We start from the raw sequence: 24572 nt of genomic DNA, 5'->3' as shown, positions 1-24572 counted from the left end.
GCCGGGAAGGGCGGGGCCGGGCCACACGTACGTACCCGGAACGAGCACCGGGCGGTTCTCCGGACGAGTTACGCGATGATGTCCTGGAGCCAGGCGGCGTTGCCGATGTCGACGACCTCGCCCTCGTGGGCGACCGTCGGGGTGGACACGCGATCGGTGATCTCGCGGATGCTCTGCTGGGCGTTGTCCGCACTGTCGGAGGCCTTGTCCATGCCGCCGTTGGACTCGACGTTGCCGATGCACTCGACCGAGTCCGCGTTCGCGCCGGCCGATTCCGCGATGTCCGCCAGCTCGCGGGCCGAGAGGTCGCCGCCGCCCTCCCCCGGCTGCTCGGCGAAGAACGCATTCTTGACGTCGAAGAACACGGGCAGGGAGTCCTTGGCCGCGACACACTGGATGGCCGCGAGCGCGCGGGTGGAGTACTCACCGGAACCGGACTGTCCGTTGAGGAAGTTCAGGGTGTGGAACTCGACCTGCAGATCCCCGGCCTCGACGGCCTCGGAGATGGACTCACCGTACTGCGCCTCGAAGGAGCCACATGCGGGGCACATGTAGTCCTCCCAGATCTGGACGGTCGGCGCCTCGTCCGGGCCGACGACGACGACGCCGGCCTCGGTGATGTCGATCAGCTCGTCGTTGGTCTCGCCGAACGTGATGGGGTTGGCCTCTCCGCCCCGCTGGGCCATCCAGACGACGCCTCCGAGGACCACGACGGCGACCGCGATGAGCGCGACCACGGTGATGATCATCCCGTTGTTGGACTTGGTCTGGAGGACCTTGGTGTTCTTGTTGGGCTTGGCGTTCACGTGTACGCAGGCCTTTCTCTACTGGGAGACCGTCGACCTCTTCCGGGTGACCGGCACTACGCCAGAGGGTACCGAAGCGGCGGGAGCGACCCCGCGCGCGCACCATCGATGCAAATGCACCACACCCCCGGTCGGTGTCGACCGGGGGTGTGGCCCGAATGGTGGAGCTGCCGGGAATTGAACCCGGGTCCTCCGCAGCATCGGCAGGGCTTCTCCGTGCGCAGTCCGCGTTGGCCTCTACTCGGATCTCACCCTCATGCGGACATGTCGGTGATGACGATCCCAGTCACTGTGTGATGTCCCGACCCACCCCGTGACCGGGTGAGCCGGTGATCTCTCTAGATGATGCCGGTGACCGGGGCGAGAGCGACCCCGGGCCGACAGACTACGGGCTCGCTATCAGGCAGCGAGGGCGTAGTCGCGCTGATTGGTATCGGCGCGTAATTGGTTGCCACGACGCTTACGGTGGTCTCTGGCCTGCACCGGCACGCTTCCCCTGCGTCAACTCACGTAGTCGAAACCAAGTCAGCCCCGTCAGGACCGCCGACTTCCGCCGACGGACTCCCCACCCTACCCCGGTGACACGCCGCCCGCCAGGGTGATCCCGCTCTCCCCGGTCAGGCGAGCACCCGGTTCAGCCGAGCGCCCCGTTCAGCCGAGCGCGAGCAGGGAGATCGCCACCCCCGCCAGGACGAGTCCGACCATCTGGACCGCGCGCATCCGCTCCCCGCCGTGGGCGATCGCCAGCGCCACGGTGAAGGCGGGGTACAGAGCCGCGATCACACTGACCAGGGAGAGCATCCCCGCCTGCGAGGCGAAGTAGAAGGCACCGTTGGCGACGGCGTCGAACACGGCGATCACCACGCCGATCGCGATGAGACGCCGGGAGAAACGGAATGACTCGCGGGCTGCGACCGCGGCGACCAGCAGCATCACCGTCGCCCCGATCCGCGAGGCCGCGACCGGCCACAGGCCCTGGCCGGGCGGCACCTGCGCCAACAACACGAAGAACGCGGCGAACGCCAGCCCGGAGAAGACCGTGAGCACCAGCAGTCGACGGGTGAGGCGCCCGTGCCGGACCGATGAGCCGTCCCGGCTCTCCATGGAGACCAACACCGTCGCCACCAGCGCGAGCGCCATGCCCGCCCCCGCCGCGGGCGCGGGCCGCTCCCCCGCCGCCAGACCGAACGCCAGCGGAACCGCCGCCGCCAGGACCGCCGTGATCGGCGAGATCACACTCATCGGCCCGCGGGAGAGTGCCAGGTAGAACGACCACACCGCGACACCCGAGGCCAACCCGGAGGCCAGGCCCCACCCCAGACCGACCCCGGTCGGCGACCCACCGGCGACCAGGGCAGCGACGCCCACCAGCACGATCGACAGCGGATAGGAGACGCTGACCACGCGCAGCACGCGGGCGCGGCGGGAGGCCACGCCGCCGAGGTAGTCGCTGATGCCGTACGCCACCGCCGAAGTCGACGCCAGCGCCACCGGCATCATGCCCGCATGCCCTTGATCTTCCTGCCGAGTTCACGCACGGCCTCACGTTCGGCGGTCCGGCGGGCGATGTCGTGGCGCTTGTCGTGCGCCTGCTTGCCCCGTGCGACGGCCAGCTCGACCTTCACCCGGCCACCCACGAAGTAGAGCGACAACGGGACGAGGGTGGCGTTGCCGTCGCGCACCTTGCCCACGAGCGAGTCGATCTCGCGGCGGTGCATCAGGAGCTTGCGGGCACGCTTCGGGGCGTGGTTGGTCCAGCTCCCGTGCGAGTACTCGGGGATGTGTAACCCGCGGAGCCAGACCTCGCCGTCGTCGACCGTCGCGAACGCGTCGACCAGCGAGGTCTTGCCCTCACGCATGCTCTTGATCTCGGTCCCGACCAGCGCGATGCCGGCTTCGTGCGTCTCCAGGATCTGGAAGTCGTGCCGGGCCTTGCGATTGCTCGCGACGATGCTGCCGTCGGAGCCGAGGGACGACGCGCCCTTCTTCTTGTTCTTCTTGGCCACGTCGCCTCACCTCCTGATCGCCGTGCCGTCGCCGCCGTTCCGCAGCCCCCAGAGTCTAGATGGAGGGCGCGTTCAGTGCCGAACCGTGAGCCTCAGGGTGATCCAGGCGGTGAGCGCGGAGACCACAGCGCCCGCCACGACCAGCCCCGGTGCGAGTAGGAGGATGTCGGGGGTGGTGATCCGCTCGACCAGGTTCGCGCGGTAGGCCTCCGCCAGCACCCTGTCGAGGAAGACGTTCTTCGCCACCAGCAGGCCGCCCACCGCGAGGAGGGCACCCGTCACCGCCGCGATCACCGCCTCGAGGACGAACGGCAATTCCGTGTACCAGCGGCTCGCGCCCACCAGTCGCATGATCCCCAGGGCGGTCCGCCGGGTGAACGCCGCGATCTGGGTCATGTTGGCGATGAGCAGGACGGTGGCCAGCAGCTGGACGACAGCGATCGCGAAGGCCGCGTTGCGGACCCCGTCGAGGACGGAGAAGACCCGTTCGACGAGTTCGCCCTGCCCCTGGACGATCTCGATGCCGTCCACCTCCGCCAGGTCACGCGCCACCGCCTCGGCCCGCGTGGGGTCGGTCAGCGTGAGGGTGAACCGCGAGCCGAGGGCGTCCGGCGAGGTCGACTCCACCAGCACCGGGTCCGTCGAGGAGAACAGGTCGACGAACTCGGCGTAGGTCTCCTCGGGGTTCTTGTACTCCACCGACGCCACGCCCGGCGTCGTCTCGAGCTGCTCGCGGATCCGGCCGCAGTCCGCCGCGCAGTCCGGATCCTCCACCGAGATCGACCGGTCCACGTAGACGCGGAACTCGTTGAGGTAGTCGTACTTGTCCTGACTCGCGGACGCGGTCATGGCCACGAGCAGGCCCGCCCCCAGCATGCCCAGGGCCACCGCCGTCGTGATGATCATGGCCGCCGTCATGGACAGGTTGCGGCGCAGTCCCTGCCCGACCTCGGAGGCGACGAACCCGGCGGCCATCAGCGGTCCACCCCGTAGGTCCCGCGGGCGTCGTCGCGGACGACCGAGCCGTCGACCAGTTCCACCACGCGGCGCCGCGAGCGGTCCACGATGTTCCTGTCGTGGGTCGCCATGAGCACGGTGGTCCCCGTCCTGTTGATCCGGTCGAGCAGGAGCATGATGTCCTCGCTGGTCTCGGGGTCGAGGTTGCCCGTCGGTTCGTCCGCCAGCAGCAGCACCGGGCGGTTGACGAACGCCCGCGCGATCGCGACCCGCTGCTGTTCCCCACCGGAGAGTTCGTGAGGTCGGCGATCGGCCTTCCCGCCCAGCCCGACCATGTCCAGGGTCTCCGGCACCACCTTGTCGATGGTCCGGCGGGACTTGCCGATCACCTGCAGTGCGAACGCGACGTTCTCCGCGACCGTCTTGTTCTCCAGCAGACGGAAGTCCTGGAACACGCAGCCGAGAGAACGTCGCAGCGCGGGGACGTCGGAGCCCTTCATGCGCGTGAGGTCGTGACCGGCGACGGTGAGGGTGCCCGAATCCGGGCGGTCCTCGCGGAGCACGAGCCGCAGGAAGGTGGACTTGCCCGATCCCGACGCACCGATGAGGAACGCGAACTCGCCGTCACCGATCTCCACGCTCACGTCGGACAGCGCCGGACGCGTCGAGGACGGGTACGACTTCGTCACACGGGAAGCAGTGATCACACCAATAGCCTAACGCCACACAGGCCACAGGCATGCGGGAGCGGTCGAACAACGCGGCGGCGGCCGCGGCGCGGCCACCCGGCGGCGCTACCCTTCGAGGGCGCCGCCGGGCCCCGAGGTCTCCCCGGCGCCCGGGGCCTCCTGCTGCAGCTGCGGTTGCGACTGCTGGTCGGGCTGCTGCTGCGGGGACTGTTGTTGCTGTTGTTGCTGCGGGGACTGTTGATCGGCGCCTCCGGGGAGCCCGTCGGTACCGGGACCCGTCGTCGCGGTCCCTCCCGTCGCGGTGGTGCCGGTCGTGCGGGAGCCCGTTCCCGTGGGAGTCGGAGGCGAACTCGAGGTCGGGGCAGTGGTGTCGGTGGTCTGATCCGTCGGCGTGGACGACGGGTCGACCGGTTCGGCCGGTTCCGAGGTCCCGGTGGTGTCCCGCGCGGGCTGCGGTCCGAAAGCGACCACCGGCTCGTCGCGGACGAGCAGATACAGCACGCCTGCCAGGACGAACGCGCCGAGGAGGATCGCGGTCGTCCGGGACATCCTGAAGAACTCGCCGAGCAGTGCGACGATCCGGGGCTTCGGACTCCGCGAGGGAGCGTCCGGTGGTGGCGTCCCGCCCAACCCGAGCGGGTCGGGCCGGTCGAGGATCGGGTCGTCGTCGATCGCGGCGCCCTGCGGGGCGGTCTCGTCGGGTGGGGTCGTGCCATCGTCCCTGTGACGGGCCATCAGACGCTCCCCTCTCCGGTCTGCGGTCGCAGCATCCCGGCGCGGATGGCGGCCAGCGCCTCCGGCTCCAGGACGATCCCCTCCTGGCGGAAGCGGCGGAGGATGACGGCACGCATCCGACGGCCCACCTCCCACTGCATTCCCGGCTTGGTCCGGGCGAGCAGGCGGATGACGGTCTGCTCGAGCTTGATCGACTGCACACCCATGACCGACGGCTCGTCGAGCACGTACTCACCCACACGGTCGTCGTGGACGATGTCGCGACAGACCTCGGCGAGCACCTCGTGCGCCTTGTCCATGTCGGCGTTGTTGGGCACGGGGACGTCGATGATCGCACGAGCCCAGTCCTGGGATTGATTGATCGCGGTGACGATCTGACCGTTGGGGACGATGACCGCCTCGCCGTCCAGGGTGCGCAGCCGGGTGATGCGGAGCGTGACGTCCTCGATCGTCCCGGCGGCGACGCCGGTCGCGGTGGTGAGTTCGACGATGTCACCGTAGCCGTACTGACGCTCGGCCAGCACGAAGAAGCCCGCGAGGAAGTCCTGGACGATCTTCTGCGCGCCGAAACCCAGCGCGGCGCCCAGGACGGTGGCCGGCGCCACCAGCGTGACGAGGTTGACGCCGAACCGGAGCAGGATCTGGATGCCGAACAGGATGTACAGCATTCCCACCGCGACGTAGGAGACGACCTGGACGAGAGAGTGGAGGTGCTTGGACTCCTCCGACCACAACTCCTTGTCGGCGTTCCTCGCGTCGATCCGGCCGGTCCACATCCGGGCGACCTTGCCGATCGCCCGGGTCATCAGGGCGGCACCCAGGACGAGGAGGACGACCTCCAGTCCGTCGTTGCTCAGCCAGGCCAGGACTCCGCTGAAGTCTGTCCGGAAGGCCACTAGGCGTCCGCCCCCTCCCGCATGCGCCATCGGATGCCGGCCTCGATGAACCCGTCGATGTCACCGTCGAGGACCGCGGACGGGTTGTTGACCTCGTACTCGGTGCGCAGGTCCTTGACCATCTGGTACGGGTGCAGGACGTAGGACCGCATCTGGTTACCCCAGGAGGCGTTGCCACCCGCACCGAGCGCGTCCATGGCGGCCCGCTCCTCCTGACGCTTGCGCTCGAGCAGCTTGGCCTGCAGCACCTTCATGGCGGCGACCTTGTTCTGCAGCTGGGACTTCTCGTTCTGACAGGTCACGACGATCCCGGTCGGGACGTGGGTGAGGCGGACGGCCGAGTCGGTGGTGTTGACGGACTGGCCACCGGGACCGGAGGAGCGGTAGACGTCCACCCGGACCTCGTTCTCCGGGACCTCGATGGAGTCGACCGTCTCCACGACCGGCAGCACCTCGACCTCGGCGAAGGAGGTCTGGCGGCGGCCCTGGTTGTCGAACGGGGAGATCCGCACCAGCCGGTGCGCTCCCTGCTCCACGGACAGGGTCCCGTACATGTACGGGTCCTTGACCACGAAGGTGGCGGACTTGATCCCCGCCTCCTCCGCGTACGAGGTGTCGTACACCTCGACCTTGTGGCCGGCCTTCTCCGCCCACCGGATGTACATACGCATGAGCATCTCGGCGAAGTCCGCGGCGTCCACGCCGCCGGCGCCGGCACGGATGTTGACCACGGCGTCACGCTGGTCGTACTCGCCGCTGAGCATCGTCTTGACCTCCATGGCCTCGACGTCCTCGCGCAGGCTGGAGCGCTCGGCGTCCGCCTCCTCGACGGCGCCGCCGCCCTCCTCCTCCGCCAGCTCGTACATCAGTGGCAGGTCCTCGATCCGCTGCCGCAGATCACGGCAGCGGCGCAGGTCGGCCTGGATGTAGGACAGCTCGCTGGTGACCTTCTGCGCCCGGTCCTGGTCGTTCCACAGGTCCGGGTCGGCGGCCATCTGCTCGAGCTCGTCGACGCGGCGGGCGAGCTCCTCGATGTCGAGGACCTTCTCGACCGTGGTCAGGGTCGCGTCGAGGGCAGCGATGTCGGCAGAAACTTCAGGGTGCACGAGTCCCAACTCTACGCGGCCCGGGCGCCTTCCAGCGTTTGCCCACCCGCCCCCTCCCCGTGGCCTGCCACGCCTCCGATCGTCACCCCCCGGCGGTAGCGTCGGATGCCTCGGACCCGCTACCACTCGTGGTCAGCGAGCCGCGACGACCAAGCGGAGGAAGTGAACGTCCATGGACACCCGCCACCCGGGCCCCCTGCACGACGAGTCCACCGGGGAGATGACCGACGTCGATCTGGCCGCCCGCCTCGTCGTCGACGCCGGAAACCTCGCGCGGCGACTGCGCGAGGACGGGCTCGACGTCCGCCGCAAGACCTCCGTCTCCGACGTGGTCACCGAGGCCGACGACGCGGCCGAGCGGCACATCACCGCACTCCTCGCCGCCCACCGCCCGTCCGACGGCGTGCGCGGCGAGGAGGGCTCACTCGTCACCGGCGACGGCGAACGGCGATGGGTCGTGGACCCGGTGGACGGCACCTACAACTTCGTCTCCGGCTCCGACTACTGGTGCTCGGCCGTCGCGGTCACCGGTGGTGACGACTACCTGCTCGGGGCGGTCCACCGACCCGTCACCGGGGACACGTTCGTCGGCGGCTCGGACGTGCCGACGCGCCGCAACGGGGTGCCCGTCGCGCGCCTGGCCCCCGGGGACCTGGCCGCCGGCAGCCTCGCCACCTACCTGCACCCGCCGTTCTTCGACGATCCCCATCTCGCCGAGCCCTTCCACCGCGTGAGCCGCGGCGCGGCGACCATCCGGATGCTCGGGTCCGGGTCCGTGGACCTGGCCTCCGTCGCGTGTGGGATCCACACGGTGTGGTGCCAGCACTCCTGCCCCGAGTGGGACTGGCTACCCGGCCGCGCACTCGTCGAGGGGGCGGGCGGGGTGTGCGCGACCGTCGAGGTGAACGGCTACGACTGGTTCGTGGCCGGTCGCCCGGGCGCGGTCGAGCAGGCGGTCGACCTCCTGCGCGGCTGACACCGCCCGTCCCACCGGCGGCGGGGACGTGTTCGAGGAAAGTGTGGCGCTCGGAACTTACTCCGAAGTAAGGTGTCGGGGACAGCACAGTCCACCGTCCGTCACGAGAACAGCTGGTGATGATGAGCAAGAACCCCACAGCCCCGTCCACGACCGGACGCGCGGAGACCTCGACACCGGGCAAGAACCCCGCACGAATCGACGCCATCGGCGCGGCCATGCGCGCGTTGACCACCATTACCGGGTCGGAGTTCGCCGAGCGTTTCGGCCTACGCCACAAGGTCGACCGGGTCACCTACGAGGCCACCAAGACCGGTTTCAAGACCCTCGGTGCCGCGACCAAGTCGTTCAAGAAGGTCACCGGCGGCGGCGCACCCAAGCGCCTTCCCGACGCCGACTCCGAGGCCCGGCCCGACCTGTTCGACCTCACGCTGGACGAGGACCAGCAGATGATCTCGCAGACCGTGCGAGAGTTCGCCGCCGAGGTCATCCGGCCGGCCGCGCACGACGCCGACGCCGCCGCCGAGGCACCCGCGTCGCTGCTCGAGCGCTCGGCCGAGATCGGCGCCACCATGCTCAACGTCCCCGAGGAGTTCGAGGGCATCGCCTCCGAGCGCGGCGTGGTGACCAACTCACTGGTCGCCGAGGCGCTGGCCTACGGCGACATGGGTCTGGCCCTGCCGATCCTGGCCCCGTCCGGCGTGGCCACGACCCTGACGCAGTTCGGCTCGGACACCCAGCAGAAGTCGTACCTCCCTGCGTTCGCCTCCGAGCAGGTCCCCGCAGCCGCCGTCGTGGTGGCCGAGCCGCGGCCGCTCTTCGACCCGTTCCGGCTCGAGACCACCGCCACCCGGACCGCCGGCGGGTTCACGCTCAGCGGCGTCAAGTCGATGGTGCCCACGGCCGGCAGCGCGGAACTCTTCGTCGTCGCCGCCTCGCTCGACGGCGCGCCGACCTTCTTCGTCGTGGAATCCGACACCGACGGACTCGTGGTGGAGGCCGACCCGTCCATGGGCCTGCGCGCCGCCGGCCTCGGCCGACTCGTCCTCACCGACGTCTCCCTGCCCGCCGACGCCATCCTTGGCGGCCCCGACGTCTCGCCGGAGGACCGGTCCTCGGCCTACGCCGACGTCATCCGCCTGTCGCGACTGGGCTGGGCCTCCCTCGCCGTGGGCACCTCCCACGCCGTCCTTGACTACGTGACCCCGTACGTCAAGGAGCGCCAGGCGTTCGGCGAGCCCATCGCGCACCGCCAGGCGGTCGCGTTCGCCGTGGCCGACATGGCCACCGAGCTCGACGGCATGCGCCTGGTCACCTGGCGCGGCGCCGCCCGCGCCGAGCAGGGACTGTCCTTCGCCCGCGAGGCCGCGCTGGCCCGCAAGATCGCCGCGGACAAGGGCATGAAGATCGGCCTCGACGGTGTCCAGCTGCTCGGTGGCCACGGGTTCACCAAGGAACACCCCGTCGAGCGGTGGTACCGCGACCTGCGTGCCGTGGGAGTGGCCGAGGGCGTGGTGGTCCTGTGACCTCCGCCCATTCCGCCACCCTCCCGAACCGGACCAAGGACCTGAAGCGATGATCAACCTCGAACTCCCCAAGAAGCTGCAGGCAGGTGCGAACCAGGCCCGCCAGGTGGCCACGCAGATCTTCCGACCCGTCTCCCGCAAGTACGACCTCGCCGAGCACGAGTACCCCGTCGAGCTGGACACCCTCAAGGCCATGATGGAGGCCATGGAGGACGCCGGTCAGGCCGCCTCCGGCGCCACCATGGGATCCGGCGGCGCCCCGAAGCGGGAGGGAGTGTCCAACGGCGGCAACATGAAGTCGCTGCTCAACATCATCGAGACCTGCTGGGGCGACGTCGGCCTCACGCTGTCGATCCCCCGTCAGGGCCTGGGCAATTCCGCGATCGCCGCCGTGGCGAACGACGAGCAGATGGAGAAGTTCGGCCGGGTGTGGGCCTCGATGGCCATCACCGAGCCCGACTTCGGGTCCGACTCGGCCGCCGTCTCGGCCACCGCGCGACTGGACGGTGACGAGTACGTCATTAACGGCACCAAAATCTTCGTGACGTCGGGCGCCCGCGCGGACCACATCGTGGTGTGGGCGACCCTCGACAAGAGCAAGGGCCGCGCCGCGATCAAGTCCTTCGTCGTGCCCCGCGACCACCCCGGCGTCTCCGTGGATCGGTTGGAGCACAAGCTCGGCATCCGGGCCTCGGACACCGCGCAGATCACGTTCGACGAGTGCCGCGTGCCGAAGGAGAACCTCCTGGGCGACCCGGAAGTCCGCGTGGACAAGGGCTTCGCCGGCGCCATGCAGACCTTCGACAACACCCGTCCGCTGGTCGCCGGCATGGCCGTGGGCGTCGCCCGGGCCGCGCTCGAGGAGATCCGGACCCTCCTCGAGGAGGCCGGTATGGAGATCGACTACGACCGTCCGGCCACCAGCCAGCCGGCCGCTGTCGCCAAGTACCTCGAGCTCGAGGCCGACTGGGAGGCGTCCTACCTGCTCACGCTGCGCGCGGCGTGGATGGCCGACAACAAGATGCCCAACACCAAGGAGGCATCGATGTGCAAGGCCAAGGCCGGGCGCACCGGTTCCGCCGTGACCCTGGGCGCGGTCGAGCTGGCCGGCAGCTACGGCTACTCCGAGCGCAGCTTCCTGGAGAAGTGGTCGCGCGACTCCAAGATCCTCGACATCTTCGAGGGCACGCAGCAGATCCAGCAGCTGGTGATCGCGCGCCGCATCCTGGATCTGTCCAGCGCCGAGCTCAAGTGAGCTGACCCCGGCACGATCACTGCACTGAGCGGCGCCCCCGCGGACATCCGGTCCGCGGGGGCGCCGCCCGTTTCTGCCGGCTCACTCCAGTCGACTGCGCGGCGTCCACGACATGATGGTTCCGCACTGCCGGCAGATGTGGACACGGTGGCCGTGGTCGAGACTGCCGCTGCGACCGGCATCCCAGCCGACGAGGACCCGGTCGGGCCCCAGCTCGTGCCCGTATGGGCAGTGGGTGGGCGCGTCCTCGGTCCAGAACATGGAGCGGACGGTAGCGACGGGGTCGGACACAGACGAGGGCCCGGTACCGACCGCGTCGGCACCGGGCCCTCGTCCGCCCCTCTCCCACGGGCGGGGTGCCGGGCGATCAGGCCATCCGGAAGCCACTCCCCGGCCAGTCGCGCGCGGTGGCGTCGGCGACGATCGCGTCGAACGAGTACGCCACCGCCGGCAGGAAGAACGGGGTCTGCGCCGGGTGGATGCACGAGGGCAGGAGGGGGCCGATGCTGCCGGCCGATCCCGCGTCCGGCGGCATGTGTCCGCCGGAGAGGAGCCCGACTAGACGCCCCTCGCGGGTGACGGGGCCACCGGAGTCGCCGTAACCGGCACAGGTGTGGGTCCAGAACCGGTCGCCCTCGCGCTGCCAGGTGATGCCACAGGTGTGCCCGGTGGTCAGCCCGTCCTTGCAGACGACGTCACCGAACTGCGGCGCGGGTCCGCGGCCCACGATGCCCGCCTGCCGGACGGGGACGGCGACGCCCGGGTCCAGGCGGATCACGGAGTAGTCGAGGATCTCGTTGCGGGTGGCGATGGTGCCGATCACGCCGGCGCCCGGGTCGTCGCGGAGGATCACCGGGGCGTCGATCCGCTCACTGCAGTGGGCGGCGGTGAACGCGACCGGCGCTCCGGAGTCGTCGTACCCGGCGGCGGTGATGGTGCATCCGGCCACTCCCCCGACCAGGACAGGGGTCGCACCCCCGACGGGCACGGCGGCCTGGGCAGCTGCGGGCGCCATCAGCGTGGCGGCACCGGCCATCACGGCCGTCGCGGCGAGCTTCGCCAGTCGGGTGAGCTTCATGAACGTGTCCTTCCCGCCCCGGGCGGACTGCCCGGGTATACGCCCTCGACAGCGTAGCGGCGTTCAGCCGCCGGTGCACCACGGGCGGACCCGCCGCACCCTCACCACCCGTGCGGCGCTGGCCCCGTCACGTCGGATCCGGTCCGATCCCCCGGTCAGCGCCCTTCGACGATGATCCGGATGGAGGGCCGCGCGTCGGGGTCTCCGCCGATCTGTGCCCAGATCCCCGCGACGACGGGCTCGAGGAACAGCTCGCCCACCTGGCCCATGAGCGTGCGGACCACCTGGACCTTGTCCGACGCCCGCGTCGAGGCGTGGCCTCCGCGCCGCAGGCTGTCGACCTCCCTGGTGGTGAGTTCGACGATCGACTCGAGCAGCGGGGCACCCCGGCCGTCGGGTTCGAGGAGGGCCCGGTTGATGTACTTCACCAGCATCGGGTTGCGCTCGAGCATCTCCCTCACCGCGGCGTCGCGGGCCGCCACGACCTCGGCTGCCGATCCGGTGTGCTCCACCGTCGCCAGTGCGGCGACCACCTGCTCCACCACGAGCTCGTCGACGGCGCGACGCAACCCCTCTTTGGTGCCGAAGTGGTGCTGGATCAACCCGATGGTGACCCCCACCCGGGCGGCGACCCGCCGCATCGAGACACGGTCCTCGCCGTGATCGGAGTAGAGCTCCAGCGCCGCATAGCGGATTCGCGCGCGAGCGGTGAGGTCACCGTCGGCAGAGCGCGGGACACCGTCCCCCGACCCGGGTTCAGTTGCGCTCACTCGCCCCACCTCGTCTCGCCGCGACGTGCGACGCCCGAGGGCGCCGCCGGAAGGTCGACCATACACATGCATGTCCGGCAATGCAGTTGTATGGTGGGGATCGTCATGGCCGTCAACCGGCCCCCACCCCATCGCTGGAGTCCCCCGTGCTAGAGACCGCCCCCTTCCGATCCCCGTGGATGACCGACGATCTGGATGCGCTGCGCGCCCATACGCGTGCGTTCCTGGAGAAGGAGACCGCCCCGCACCTCGAGCGCTGGGCCGAGCAGGGCGCCGTCGACCGCGAGTTCTGGAACAAGGCCGGCGACGCTGGCCTGCTGTGCATCTCCATCCCGGAGGAGTACGGCGGTGGCGGCGGCACGTTCGCCCACGAGGCCGTGATCGCCGAGGAGCAGACCCGAGCCCTCGACGACGGCTGGGGCAATTCGGTGCACAGCACGATCGTGGCGCACTACATCCTCCAGTACGGCACGGAGGAGCAGAAGCAGCGCTGGCTGCCGAAGCTGGCGACCGGAGAGATGGTCGGCGCCATCGCGATGACCGAGCCGGGCGCCGGATCAGATCTGCAGGCGCTGCGCACCTCGGCGGTGCGCGACGGTGACGACTTCGTGGTCAACGGCGCCAAGACCTTCATCTCCAACGGCATGCACTGCGACCTGCTCGTCATCGTCGCCCGCACGGGCGGCGAGGGCGCGCAGGGCCTGTCCCTGCTGGTCGCGGAGACCACCGACTTGCCCGGCTTCGACCGCGGCCGCAAGCTCGACAAGATCGGCCTGAAGTACCAGGACACGATGGAGCTGTTCTTCGACGACATGCGCGTGCCCGCCGGGAACGCCCTGGGTGGCGAGGAGGGCGTGGGCCAGGGATTCATCCAGCTCATGCAGCAGCTCCCGCAGGAGCGCCTCATCATCGCTGTGACAGCCGTCGCGGCGGCCGAGACCGCCGTGAAGCTGGCGACGGACTACGCCAAGGAGCGCGAGGCGTTCGGCAAGCCCATCCTCAAGTTCCAGAACCTGCGTTTCGAGCTGGCCGAGTGCAAGACCGAGGCGCTCGCCTCGCGCACCCTGCTGGACCACTGCATCACCCTGCATCTCAAGGGTGAACTGGACCCGTCGACGGCGTCGATGGCCAAGTACTACTGCACCGACAAGCAGTGCGAGATCATCGACCGCTGCCTGCAGGTCTTCGGTGGCTACGGCTTCATGACGGAGTATCCGATCGCCCGCATGTACGCCTCGGCCCGCGTGCAGAAGATCTACGGCGGCACCAACGAGATCATGAAGGAGCTCATCTCGCGGACCCTCTAGAGGTCGTCCGCGACAACTAGAGCTCGGCGACGATCGCCCGGACGGCGTCGCGGCCCGCCCGGTTGGCCCCCACGGTCGACTGGGACGGGCCGTAGCCGATGAGGAACAGCCTCGGCTCGTCGAGGGCCCGGCCGTCCGCCACCCGGATGCCCCCCTCGGGGGTGCGCAGGCCCAGGGGCGCGAGGTGGGCGACCGCGGGTCGGAACCCGGTCGCCCAGAGGATGACGTCCGCGCGTTCGAGTCGCCCGTCGGGCATCCGCACCCCGTCGGGTTCGATGCGGGTGAACATGGGGTGGCGGACCAGGACACCGCGCTCGTCGGCGCGCTCGATCCACGGGGCGCGGTACATGCCGGTGACGCGGATGATGCTCTGCGGGGGAAGTCCCTGCGCGGTGCGCTCCGCGACCCGGTCGATCGCGGCGGAGAAGTTCTCCGGGGCGGGGTCCGTCTCCCACTCGATCTCCCGCCTGGTCACCCAGAGGGTGTCGGCGACGCGCGAGATCTCCTCGAGCAGCTGGGTGGCGGAGATGCCGGCGCCGACGATCACGACGCGTTGCCCCGCGAACTCCTCGGCGGCGACGTAGTCGTGGACGTGGAGCTGTCGGCCGCGGAACGTCTCCTGGCCGGGGTAGTACGGCCAGAACGGTCGGGTCCAGGTGCCGGTGGCGTTGATGACGTAGCGCGCCGCCCAGGCCTCAGGGCGGGTGTCACCGCTCGGATCGGTGACGACGACGAGGCGGTCGGACTCCGGCCCGTCCCGCCCGGGCGTGGGTCTGCGGACCGAGCGCACGCGGACCGGCCGCCGGACGTCGAGTCCGAATCGGTTCTCGTAGTCGGCGAAGTAGGGCGGCAGGACGTCCCGACTCGGGGCGGTGCGGTCGACATCGGGGACGGGTCGGCCCGGCAGTTCGAAGATGCCGTTGACCGTGCTCATGGTGAGGGATCCCCAGCGGTGCCGCCAGGCCCCGCCGGGGGCGTCCTCGGCGTCGAGCATGACGAAGGTCCGGTCCCCCGCCTCGGCACGGCCGACCGGCGCGAACCCCCGCCGCCTGAGGTGGTAGCCGGCCGACAGCCCGGCCTGGCCGGCGCCGATCACCACCACGTCGACCGTACGGGTGGGGCTCTCCTGATCGGGCGTCACGCCACCATGGTGGGCCATCCGGCTCCGGCGAGGACGGGCGGGCGCGGGATCGTGGCAGACGCCGGTGTCAGGACCCGTCGGGCAACGAGGCGAAGTCCGGCGTGCGCCCTTCGGCGAATGCCGCCAGCGCCTCCGCGTTCGCCGGCCCACCCATGAGGTCGGCGAAGGCCCGGTTCTCCCGTTCGCGGGCGTCTGCGATCTGGCGCGTCAGTGGTTCGGTCATCGTCCGCTTGACCGCCCGCAGACTCGAGATCGGGAGCCGCGCCAACCGTGCGGCGTGCTCGCCGGCGACCTGCTGGAGTTCAGCGGGGGCGCACAGCCGCCAGACCAGTCCCATCTCGTGGGCCTCGCGGGCCGTGATCCACTCCGAGGACAGCAGGGCCCACGCGGCGTTCTGCCGACCCACCAGCCTGGGCAGCAGGTAGCTCGACGCCGCCTCGGGCGCCACCCCCAGGCTCGTGAACGGGCACTTGAGCCGGGCGTTGTCGGCCATGAACACCAGGTCGGCGAACCCGATGATCGTCATGCCGATACCCAGTCCGAGCCCGTTGATCGCGAGGACCAGCGGCTTGTCGAACCCGGCGAGCGCGTCGACGAGTCCCAGGAATCCGTGCTCGCCGGGGACGAAGTCGGGGTTGGTGATCCGCTCACCCATCTCCAGCAGGTCGGTGCCCGCGCTGAACGCCCGGCCCTCACCGGTGAGCAGGACCACCGCGACCGCGGGGTCGGCGGCGGCGTCGTGCAATGCCTCGGTGACCGCGTCGTACAGCGCCTCGTTGAAGGCGTTGAGGGCATCGGGGCGCGCCAGGGTCAGGGTGCGGACCCGATCTGTGTCCCGTACCGACAGGCCCGTCGTCCTCTCGTCCCCCGCCACGGTCAGCTCTGCTCCAGATAGACGGACTTGAGCTCGGTGTACTGGGCCAGCCCCTCGGGGCCGAACTCGCGCCCCACCCCGGATGCCTTGAAGCCGCCGAACGGGGCGGAGAAATCCATCGTGTAGGTGTTCACGCCGTAGGTACCGGTCCGTACCCGTCGCGCGACGCCCAGCCCCGCATCCCGGTCGGCGGTCCACACCGTGCCCGCCAGTCCGTACTCGGAGTCGTTGGCGATGCGGACGGCGTCGTCGACGTCGTCGTAGGCGATCACGGAGATGACGGGGCCGAAGATCTCCTCCTGCGCGATGCGCATCGAGTTGTCGACGCCACCGAAGACCGTGGGTCGTACGTACCAGCCGGTGTCCAGGCCGTCGGGGCGGTCGGAGCCCCCGGTGAGCAGCGTCGCACCCTCCTGCTGCCCGATCTCGATGTAGGAGTTCACCCGCTCCTGCTGGCGACGGGCGACCATCGGCCCGATCTCCGTGGCCGGGTCGAGCGGGTCCCCCACCACCATCGACCCGATGCCGTCGGCCAGCGCCTGTGCCACCTCGTCGTGGCGGTCGCGACTCACCAGCACCCTGGTCTGTGCCACGCAGGCCTGGCCGGAGTTCATCACGCCGACGAACTTGAGCCCCTCGACCACGGTCGTCAGGTCCGCGTCGTCGAGCACGATCGCCGCGGACTTGCCGCCCAGTTCGAGGGAGCAGCGCTTGAGTTGTTCGCCGCAGATCGCGCCGATCTTCCGGCCCGCCGCGGTGGATCCGGTGAAGGCCACCTTGTCGATCGCGGGGTGCCGCACCAGGTGCTCGCCGACCTCGCGGCCGCCGGCGACGATGCTCACCACGCCCTCGGGCACGCCCGCCTCGATGAGAAGCTCGCCCAGGAGGTAGGTGTCCAGCGGCGTCTCCGGCGCGGGCTTGATCACGATCGTGCACCCCGTCAGCAGCGCCGGGATCAGCTTGGACAGGACCGTGAACTGGGGAACGTTCCACGGCGGGATCGCCGCTACCACCCCCACGGGCTCGTGTCGCACCACCACCTCCCCGCCGAGGACGCCGGGGCGGGTCTCCTCCCACGGGAATTCACGCGCGATGGTGAGGAAGGCCTCGATCTGCATCCACGGGGCGGGCGCCTGGGCGAGCTTGCTGAACGAGATCGGGGAGCCCATCTCCGTGGAGATGACGGTCGCCATGTCGTCGAGCCGCGCCGCGTACAGAGCGGACAGCCTGGCCACGACCTCGATCCGCTCGTCGGGGCTCATGCGGGGCCACGGGCCGTGGTCGAAGGCCTCGCGCGCGGCGGCCACCGCGGCGTCCATGTCCGCCACCGAGCCCTCGGGCACGCGGGCGACGACCTCCTCGGTGTGCGGGCTGATCACCTCGATCACGTCATCGGTGGCGGGGGAACGCCACTGGGTGCCGATCAACAGGGCATCGCGGTCGAGTGAAGTGGTCATGGGGCTCTCCTGCCGTCACGGGCGTCGTCGTGGCCGCATCGGACATGCGAACAGACACCTGTCCACCATACGAGGACCGAACCGCTGCGTGGGCCGGAACACGAGGACAGGCGCGACGAGCGCTCCGAAGGCAACTACTACGTCCGCACTCTCGACCACGGCGCCGGCAAACTCGAACGAGACAACTCCAGAAATGACCTCAGGCCCGGCTCCCTCTCGGGAACCGGGCCTGGTGCGTGGTAGCGGGGACAGGATTTGAACCTGCGACCTCTGGGTTATGAGCCCAGCGAGCTACCGAGCTGCTCCACCCCGCGTCGTTTGCGTCTATGACACTACGTGCCACTCACCGGGCATTGCAAATCGGTGGACGCCGAACGACGAGAAGATGACGCAACTCACACCCTCGCACTCAAAGCCGCAGGTCGACTCAGTTCCCGAGGCCCTGATAGGCGTCGACAGCGGCCTGCAGGTCCTCGAGCGCCTGCCCCAGATCGGAGAGGTCTCCCCCGCTCTGAGCGGAGCGGACCGCGTTCAGCGCCGAGTTGAGCTCACGCACGGCGGACGCCCGCTCGGCGTCGTCAGCGCCTCCCCCGGTGGCCGGCGACGACGGCCGCGGAGCGGTGCCCTGCGCAGGCCGCGCGGCGCCCTCCTCGGCCTCGGCCTCCGCCTCACCGCTCTCGTCGATCCGCACGACGTCCGGGTCGGCCTCTATCCCGACCTGTCGCAGCGCCTCGTACAGCGTGGGCGCGTAGCCCACCGCGCGGTCGTACGAGACCATCACGCGCAGCAGCCTCGGGAAGGCGGAGTCCTGGTCCTTGCGCTGGGTGTAGATCGGCTCCACGTAGAGCACCGAGTCGTCCGCCAACGGCAGCGCCAGGAGGTTGCCCTCCGTGATCTCGGCGGTCTCACCCCACAGTCGCCGGTCCTCGGCGATCGCCGGCGAGGCGATCATGATGTCCTGCGCCTGGTTGGGACCCTGCGACAGCGGCTCGGTCGGCCGCTGGACCCGCACCGTGATCTGCCCATAGGTCTCGGGGTCCGAGCTCGCCGTCATGTGCGCGGCGAGGAACTCACGCTCATAGCCGCGGAACGCCGAGATGAGCTGAAACGACGGCTCGTCGGACTCCGGGTCGGTCGGATCGGAGGCCACCACGTAGTACGGCGGCTGGGCCGGCCCGTCACGGTCGACGGTCTGGGCACCGGCGGGACCACCGGCGGGGCTGCCGGCCGGACCACCGGCGGGCCCGCCCACGGGCGGACCCTGCGGGTTCTGGATCGACGAGGTCACCGTGGGATCGGACGGCACCGACCAGAAGGCGTCGTTGGTGAAGAACTGGCCCGGATCATCGACCTGGTACTTGGCCAGCAGCTCACGCTGCACCTTGAACAGGTCCTCCGGGTAGCGCAGGTGCTCCTCCAACTCCTCGGAGATCGCCTCACGTGGCTGCACGATGTCCGGCAGCGCCTTCATCCACGTCTGCAGCACCGGGTCCGACTCGTCGAACGCGTACAGGTCGACGGTGCCGTCGTACGCGTCGACGGTCGCCTTGACCGAGTTGCGGATGTAGGAGACCTCCTCGTCCGGCAGGACCCGACCGCTCGCGTCGTTGAGGGAGTCCGAGGTCATGGCCTCCAGCGAGCTGAGCTCGGCGTACGGGTAGGTCTTGAGCGTCGTGTACCCGTCGACGATCCACTTGATACGGCCGTCGATCACCGCCGGATAGGTGTTGGTGTCCGTGGTCAGCCACGGGGCCACCTTCTGCACACGGTCCCGCGGGTCGCGGTCGTAGATGATCTTCGAATCGTCCCCGAGGATGCTGGACAACAGGATGTTGCGCTCGGCGAACTTGAGCGAGTAGGCGATACGGTTGACCCAGCCGCCGACCGGGACGCCGCCCTCGCCGGTGTAGGTGTACTGCTCGGTGTCGGTGTCGTACTCACGGGGCCCGTCGCCGTTGTCCCCCACGATGGCGTAGTCGGGGTCCGCCTGCGCGATGAGCGGACCGAAGTAGGTCCGCGGCTGGGTCACCGGGATCATCATCTCCTGGCCACTGGAGATGGCCTCCAGGTCCGAGACCTGGAAGTTCGGCAGGCCGCCGCGGTCCGAACCCGCGTCGTCGGCGATCTCGTTGACCCGGTTGGCCGGTGCGGCCACGAACCCGTTGCCGTGCGTGTACACCGTGTGACGGTTGATCCAGTCCCGCTGGTTGGCCTGCAGGGACTCGGGGTTGAGCTCACGCGCGGCCACGAGGAAGTCCCGCATCTCGCCGTCGATCGTGTAACGGTCGATGCCCAGCGTCTCGGGGAAACCGTAGAAGTTGCGCAACTGGTGCAGCTGGGTGAACGTCGGCGCCAGGACGTTCGGGTCGAGCACGCGGACGTTGGACAGTGTCGTGAGATCCGAGGCCGCCTCGCGGGGGTTGGGATCGGCCGCCCCCCAGTTGTCGATGTAGGTGACCCGCTCCTCACCGATGTCGTACGCGGCGCGCGTCGCGTCGATGTTCCGCGCGATGTACTCCCGTTCCTTGTCTGCACGGTTGGGCTTCACCGAGAACTGCTCGACGGCCAGCGGCCACGCCGAACCGACCACGAGCGCGGAGAACAGCAACAGGACGGTGGCCAGGGCGGGGATCCGCAGATCCCGGATCACGATGGCGGAGAAGAACGCGACCGCGCACACCAGCGCCACCGAGAACATGAAGATCTTCGCCGGCATCAAGGCGTTGACGTCGGTGTAGCCGGCACCGGTGAACGTGCTGTTCTCACTGAACAGCAGCTCGTAACGGTCCAGCCAGTACGCGGCGGCTTTGGCCAGCACGAACAGCCCGGCGAGGGTCACCAACTGGATCCGCGCGGCGCGGGTGAGGGCGCCCTCGCGCGCGCCGGGGCGCAGCCCGCCGAAGAGATAGTGGGTGAACAGGTTGGCCAGGAAGGCCAGCACGACGGTCACCATCAGCCAGGTGACGATCGCGCGCCACATCGGGAGCTCGAAGGCGTAGAAGGAGATGTCCAGACCGAACTGGGGATCGGTCTGACCGAACGGCGTCGAGTTGAAGAACGCCAGCACGGTCTGCCACCCGGTCTGCGCGATCGACCCGGCCAGGATCGCCAGGACGACCGGGATCCAGAGCACGGTCCTGCCGGGCGAGGCCCCCATGGCCGCGCGGTAGCGGGCCAACGCATCCGGTATGCCCGCCTGCGCAAGGAACACCGGGCGGTACCGGTAGGCCCACAGGATCCCGGCGCCCACCGCCAGTCCGACCAGGAGCCCGACAGCCACGAAAAGACCGAGCCGCGTCAGCAGCTCGGTCCGGAACACGCTGGTGGCGTCGACACTGCCGAACCACAGCCAATCCGTGTAGGCGGTGTTCAGTCTGGGCAGGACCTGAATGAGGAGGATGAGGACGACGACGGCCACGGCAACGGCTCGACCGCGACGAGAGATCGCGATCGGCCGGCCGGGGGAATTGCCGGGTGGGCGGACGGACACCTGGAAAGCTCCTGCACTGCTGGGGCGGACATGCTCGTGACCCCTACCTTACGGAAAAGCCGCGCCTCAGCCGCAGGTCGGTGGCTGCCCCCCGGAAGCCGCGGTCTCCAGCGCCTCCAGTGCGCCCTCCAGTGTCTCTACCTCGATCAGCCGGATGCCCTCCGGCGGGCTCTGCACAGCCTCCGCACAGTTGGCCGCGGGGACCAGGAATTCGCTCACCCCCGTGTCGTGGGCCGCCCGAATTTTGTGCCGGATACCACCGATAGGACCCACCGTCCCGTCGGGACGGATGGTGCCCGACCCGGCCACCCGCGCGCCCCCGGTGGCCTCACCCGGCGACAGCTTGTCGACGATCGCGACGGCCAGCACCAGGCCCGCCGAGGGGCCGCCCACCGCGGGGTCCACCGAGATGTCGACGTCGGTACCGTCCGCCGGGGTGTCACCCACCAGGATGCCCAGTCGGCCCTGTTCGGGATCGCCGTCCGGTCCCGCGGACTGCAACGTCGCCGTCGTCGTCTCCTCACGGCCCTCACGGGTGAACCCGATGCGGACCTCGTCACCCGCGCGGCGCTCACCCACCCGGTCCACCACGGCCGTGGCGTCGTCGACGGATTCCCCGTCCACGGAGGTCAGCACGTCGCCCGGGCGCAGCCGCCCGGCGGCGGCGCCGTCCGGCTCCACCCCCTCGACGCGCGGCTGCATGGGGATCCCCAGGAACCGGTAGGCGGCGGCCTCGGCGGAGTTCTCCGAACCGACCATCTCCGCGGCGTTGGACTCGCGCACCTCGTCGCGTGACCGGTCCGGCGGGAACACCTGGTCGCGCGGTACCACCACCTGCACCGGATCCACCCAGAACCGCATCGCGTCGAGCAGCGTCAGCCGGTCGCGGACCGCCACCGTCGTCATGAACAGGGACCCAGCGGTCTCGTCCGCCTCCCTGCCCGCCACGTCGACCACCGGAACCCGCTCCGTGTCGCCGTCCTCCGTCTCCACCTCGGCCGTGCCGAAGGTGTCGTAGGTGGGTCCGGGCCCCATCGACACCAGGGGGACGGTGGCCGACGTCGCCAGGACGAGCAGCAGCACCGCCGGTACCAGCGCGGCGAGAACGGTGAACAGGCGACGACTCACGGGGCAAGGGTAGACCGCACCCGCTGCCGGCCGCGTCGCGGCCGGACCCCCCACCCCTGCACGCTGTACCGTTGTGGCATGAACCAGCCCTTCGGTTTCTCCGCTTCCGACGACGACGGGCGCGACGACGACCGCGACCGCGGCCAGGGCGGTCCCGGCGGTCCCGGCGGCTTCGACCCCTCGCAGTTCGGCAACTTCGGCCAGATGCTCTCCCAGTTCGGACAGATGCTCGGCTCCATGGGATCGGCCATGTCCGGCCCGGGGAGCTCGGGGCCCGTCAACTACCAACTGGCGCGGACGGTCGCCCTCCAGTCCCTCGGTCGCACGCCCGTGATCACCGACGCCTCGCGCACCGCCGCGGAGGAATCGGTCCGCCTGGCGGAACTGTGGCTCGACGAGACCACCCAGTTCCCCTCCGGAGTGCACCGCACCGAGGTGTGGACGCCCCAGCAGTGGGTCGAGCACTCCCTGCCCACCTGGGAGAAGATCTGCACGCCCGTCGCCGAGCAGATGAACTCGGCCACCAAGGGCGCCATGCCCGAGGAGGCCCGTCAGCTCGCCGGCCCGCTGCTCGGCATGCTCGACCAGATGGGCGGCATGGGCTTCGGCATGCAGCTCGGACAGGGGCTCGGCAAGCTCGCGCCGGCCGTGCTGTTCTCCTCCGAGGTCGGTATCCCGTTCGGCGACGACGGGGTGGCCGCGCTCAGCCCGGCCGCGATCGACGAGTTCGCCGACGAGCTGGAGCTGCCCCGGCAGGAGGTCGTGGTCTTCCTCGCCGCACGCGAGGCCGCACACCTGCGACTGTTCGCCGGCGCCCCCTGGCTGCGCGCCCGGTTCCTGGCCACCGTGGAGGAGTACGCGCGCGGCATCCGCGTGGACACCTCCGGGCTCGACGACCTCGCCTCCGGACTCGACCCGTCCATCCTGCAGGACCCCACCAAGCTCCAGGAGTTGCTCTCCGGCGGCGCCGGGGCGATCGGCCCCAAGGTGACCAACGTCAACGAGGCCGCGCTCGGCCGGCTCGAGACGCTGCTCGCGCTGGTCGAGGGCTGGGTCGACGCCGTCGTCGCCGCGGCGGTCGGCGACCGGCTGCCCAGCGCCGACAAGCTCCGCGAGATGTGGCTGCGACGCCGAGCCACCGGCGGCGCCGCCGAACAGGCCTTCGCCTCGCTCGTCGGACTCGAACTGCGTCCGCGCAAGGCGCGTGAGGCCTCCGAGTTGTGGCGCCGGGTCGGCGAGGCCGTCGGCACCGAACGTCGCGACGGACTGTGGAGCCACCCCGACCTGCTGCCCGTCGGCGAGGACCTCGAGAACCCCGCCGCCGTCATCGACCGGCTCCTCGACGAGTCGACCGGGGACTCCAGTGGCGTCGACGAGATCGAGCGCTTCCTCCGCGAATCGGGTGGCGGGACCGGAGAGGCCGGCGACGGCGGACCCGAGGCGTCCGGCCCGGATGGCCCGGGTTCCGGCTCTGACGGCTCCGGCTCCTAAGGTTCCGGCTCCGAGGGGTCAGGCTCCGAGGGTTCAGGCTCCGAGGGGCCGCACGACGGGGCCTGATCGGCGGGCGTCGTGACGGGCGGGCCGACCTAGTACTGGCCGGTCTCGTCGTCGTCGCCCTCGACCAGGTCGCCCACGCCCTCGCCGACGGTCCCCGGCCCTCCCCCGCCACCGGGGGCGTCCGACCCGGCCCCCGGCCTGAGCACCCGCGAGTAGGCCTCCAGGTACCCCATCGCCCGTTCGGTACGCGGATACCTGCGCACCACCTCCCAGAACTCGGGCGGGTGACCCCCGGGGACGACGAGGTGGACCAGCTCGTGCATCACGACGTAGTCCAGCACGTAGGCAGGCACGTCCCGCAACGTCTCGCTGATCCGGAGCTCCCCGGAATCCGGTGAACAGGACGCCCAGCGGGTGGTCATCGCCGGCACCCACCGCACCGATGCCGGCCGCGCCCGACCCTCCAGCCACTTCGTCGACAGCTCCGTGGCGCGCCGCATCAGGTCCGCATCGGACGCCCGGTGACCCTTGCGGCGACCGGACCGGGCGAGCCGGCCGAGCATGTCGGTGATGAGACGTCGTTCCTCCGCGCGCGGCAGCCCCGCCGGCATGAGGACCACCACGGTCTCGCCCTCCACCCGAGCTGAGACCGTCCTCCTGCGGCGTGTGGAGCGGCGGACCTCGATCCGAGGATCATCAGGCTCGGTGGGTAGCGCCGGTGCCGGGCCCGGGCCGGGTGACGGTGGGCTCGCGGACGCGGCGGCGGGGCGTGGGGCTGGCGACACGCGGACCACGGTAGACCACCCGACACGGTGCGGTTATCCACAGGCGCCGACGAGACCGGGGCCTGTGGACAACGAGGCACGAGCAGCGTCCGG

22 protein-coding genes, 1 tRNA gene and 1 other RNA gene are annotated in these 24572 nt (G+C 70.2%); 5 read left to right on the top strand and 19 right to left on the bottom strand.

Annotation, left to right across the window (positions count from 1 at the left end; genetic code table 11):
• Window positions 1-68 precede the first annotated feature (68 nt).
• The 9 genes from AC3DEV_RS12725 to prfB all read right to left on the bottom strand — a co-directional run bounded on the left by AC3DEV_RS12725 (window position 69) and on the right by prfB (window position 7195).
• The gene (locus tag AC3DEV_RS12725) at window positions 69-806 is read right to left on the bottom strand and encodes a DsbA family protein (RefSeq protein ID WP_067712411.1); all 738 of its coding nucleotides are present in this window, start codon (window positions 804-806) and stop codon (window positions 69-71) included.
• Between the two features lie 159 nt (window positions 807-965).
• Window positions 966-1339: a transfer-messenger RNA gene (gene ssrA / locus AC3DEV_RS12720) on the bottom strand.
• A 118-nt stretch (window positions 1340-1457) separates the two neighbouring features.
• Window positions 1458-2306, bottom strand: a complete 849-nt coding sequence (locus AC3DEV_RS12715; RefSeq protein WP_472981192.1) for an EamA family transporter — start codon at window positions 2304-2306, stop codon at window positions 1458-1460.
• Window positions 2303-2812 (bottom strand): SsrA-binding protein SmpB, encoded by a 510-nt coding sequence (smpB, locus tag AC3DEV_RS12710; protein ID WP_472981193.1) that lies wholly within the window; start codon window positions 2810-2812, stop codon window positions 2303-2305. Before smpB ends, AC3DEV_RS12715 begins: the two co-directional genes overlap by 4 nt.
• Before the next feature lie 72 nt (window positions 2813-2884).
• Window positions 2885-3787: a permease-like cell division protein FtsX gene (gene ftsX, locus AC3DEV_RS12705; protein ID WP_488372352.1), complete on the bottom strand. Its 903-nt coding sequence runs from the start codon at window positions 3785-3787 to the stop codon at window positions 2885-2887.
• Entirely contained in the window at window positions 3787-4476 is a 690-nt protein-coding gene (gene ftsE / locus AC3DEV_RS12700; RefSeq protein ID WP_488372351.1) for a cell division ATP-binding protein FtsE, read from the bottom strand. Before ftsE ends, ftsX begins: the two co-directional genes overlap by 1 nt.
• An 87-nt stretch (window positions 4477-4563) precedes the next feature.
• Window positions 4564-5193 (bottom strand): hypothetical protein, encoded by a 630-nt coding sequence (locus tag AC3DEV_RS12695; RefSeq protein WP_488372350.1) that lies wholly within the window; start codon window positions 5191-5193, stop codon window positions 4564-4566.
• Window positions 5193-6089: a mechanosensitive ion channel family protein gene (locus AC3DEV_RS12690; protein ID WP_182634069.1), complete on the bottom strand. Its 897-nt coding sequence runs from the start codon at window positions 6087-6089 to the stop codon at window positions 5193-5195. Before AC3DEV_RS12690 ends, AC3DEV_RS12695 begins: the two co-directional genes overlap by 1 nt.
• Window positions 6089-7195, bottom strand: coding sequence for a peptide chain release factor 2 (gene prfB, locus AC3DEV_RS12685; protein ID WP_154830266.1), 1107 nt, complete (start codon window positions 7193-7195; stop codon window positions 6089-6091). The genes AC3DEV_RS12690 and prfB overlap by 1 nt, the downstream gene beginning before the upstream one ends.
• A gap of 172 nt (window positions 7196-7367) precedes the next feature.
• On the opposite strand from prfB, the gene AC3DEV_RS12680 reads away from it, so the two are divergent.
• The 3 genes from AC3DEV_RS12680 (at window position 7368) to AC3DEV_RS12670 (ending at window position 10952) form a co-directional block, all read left to right on the top strand.
• On the top strand, window positions 7368-8171 hold the full coding sequence (locus tag AC3DEV_RS12680) for an inositol monophosphatase family protein (RefSeq protein WP_488372349.1): 804 nt from the start codon (window positions 7368-7370) through the stop codon (window positions 8169-8171).
• Window positions 8172-8290: 119 nt separating this feature from the next.
• Window positions 8291-9697, top strand: coding sequence for an acyl-CoA dehydrogenase family protein (locus AC3DEV_RS12675; protein ID WP_488372348.1), 1407 nt, complete (start codon window positions 8291-8293; stop codon window positions 9695-9697).
• A gap of 49 nt (window positions 9698-9746) precedes the next feature.
• Window positions 9747-10952 (top strand): acyl-CoA dehydrogenase family protein, encoded by a 1206-nt coding sequence (locus AC3DEV_RS12670; RefSeq protein WP_488372347.1) that lies wholly within the window; start codon window positions 9747-9749, stop codon window positions 10950-10952.
• 81 nt (window positions 10953-11033) lie between these two features.
• On the opposite strand, the gene AC3DEV_RS12665 is transcribed toward AC3DEV_RS12670, so the two are convergent.
• The 3 genes from AC3DEV_RS12665 to AC3DEV_RS12655 form a co-directional block, all read right to left on the bottom strand.
• A complete protein-coding gene (locus AC3DEV_RS12665) occupies window positions 11034-11213 on the bottom strand; it encodes a hypothetical protein (protein ID WP_146776238.1) in 180 nt (59 codons plus the stop codon).
• 106 nt (window positions 11214-11319) lie between these two features.
• Entirely contained in the window at window positions 11320-12030 is a 711-nt protein-coding gene (locus tag AC3DEV_RS12660; RefSeq protein WP_488372346.1) for a chymotrypsin family serine protease, read from the bottom strand.
• 155 nt (window positions 12031-12185) lie between these two features.
• Window positions 12186-12800 carry a TetR/AcrR family transcriptional regulator gene (locus AC3DEV_RS12655; RefSeq protein WP_488372345.1) on the bottom strand — a complete coding sequence of 205 codons (615 nt, stop codon included), beginning with the start codon at window positions 12798-12800 and terminating at the stop codon, window positions 12186-12188.
• 179 nt (window positions 12801-12979) lie between these two features.
• Between AC3DEV_RS12655 and AC3DEV_RS12650 the strand changes: the two genes are divergently transcribed.
• Window positions 12980-14107 carry an acyl-CoA dehydrogenase family protein gene (locus AC3DEV_RS12650; protein WP_488372344.1) on the top strand — a complete coding sequence of 376 codons (1128 nt, stop codon included), beginning with the start codon at window positions 12980-12982 and terminating at the stop codon, window positions 14105-14107.
• 16 nt (window positions 14108-14123) lie between these two features.
• Here AC3DEV_RS12650 and AC3DEV_RS12645 read toward each other — a convergent pair whose 3' ends face one another.
• From AC3DEV_RS12645 to AC3DEV_RS12620, 6 genes are all read right to left on the bottom strand, one after another.
• Entirely contained in the window at window positions 14124-15266 is a 1143-nt protein-coding gene (locus AC3DEV_RS12645) for an FAD-dependent oxidoreductase (protein ID WP_488372343.1), read from the bottom strand.
• 49 nt (window positions 15267-15315) lie between these two features.
• Window positions 15316-16122: an enoyl-CoA hydratase/isomerase family protein gene (locus tag AC3DEV_RS12640; protein ID WP_488372342.1), complete on the bottom strand. Its 807-nt coding sequence runs from the start codon at window positions 16120-16122 to the stop codon at window positions 15316-15318.
• A 2-nt stretch (window positions 16123-16124) separates the two neighbouring features.
• Window positions 16125-17579: an aldehyde dehydrogenase gene (locus tag AC3DEV_RS12635; protein WP_488372341.1), complete on the bottom strand. Its 1455-nt coding sequence runs from the start codon at window positions 17577-17579 to the stop codon at window positions 16125-16127.
• Between the two features lie 237 nt (window positions 17580-17816).
• Window positions 17817-17893 (bottom strand) — tRNA-Met (locus AC3DEV_RS12630).
• Window positions 17894-18006: 113 nt separating this feature from the next.
• Entirely contained in the window at window positions 18007-21069 is a 3063-nt protein-coding gene (locus AC3DEV_RS12625) for a UPF0182 family protein (RefSeq protein ID WP_488372340.1), read from the bottom strand.
• Window positions 21070-21135: 66 nt separating this feature from the next.
• On the bottom strand, window positions 21136-22197 hold the full coding sequence (locus AC3DEV_RS12620) for a YlbL family protein (RefSeq protein WP_488372339.1): 1062 nt from the start codon (window positions 22195-22197) through the stop codon (window positions 21136-21138).
• A gap of 78 nt (window positions 22198-22275) precedes the next feature.
• On the opposite strand from AC3DEV_RS12620, the gene AC3DEV_RS12615 reads away from it, so the two are divergent.
• Window positions 22276-23688, top strand: a complete 1413-nt coding sequence (locus AC3DEV_RS12615) for a zinc-dependent metalloprotease (protein ID WP_488372338.1) — start codon at window positions 22276-22278, stop codon at window positions 23686-23688.
• 95 nt (window positions 23689-23783) lie between these two features.
• Here the strand turns inward: AC3DEV_RS12615 and AC3DEV_RS12610 are convergent, their stop codons facing one another.
• Complete coding sequence (locus tag AC3DEV_RS12610) at window positions 23784-24332, bottom strand: M48 metallopeptidase family protein (protein ID WP_413957859.1); 549 nt, start codon at window positions 24330-24332, stop codon at window positions 23784-23786.
• Window positions 24333-24572 lie beyond the last annotated feature (240 nt).

The sequence above is a fragment of the Dietzia sp. IBK-p2-15D genome, from assembly GCF_057773105.1.
This window is presented reverse-complemented; position numbering and strand designations above follow the sequence as displayed.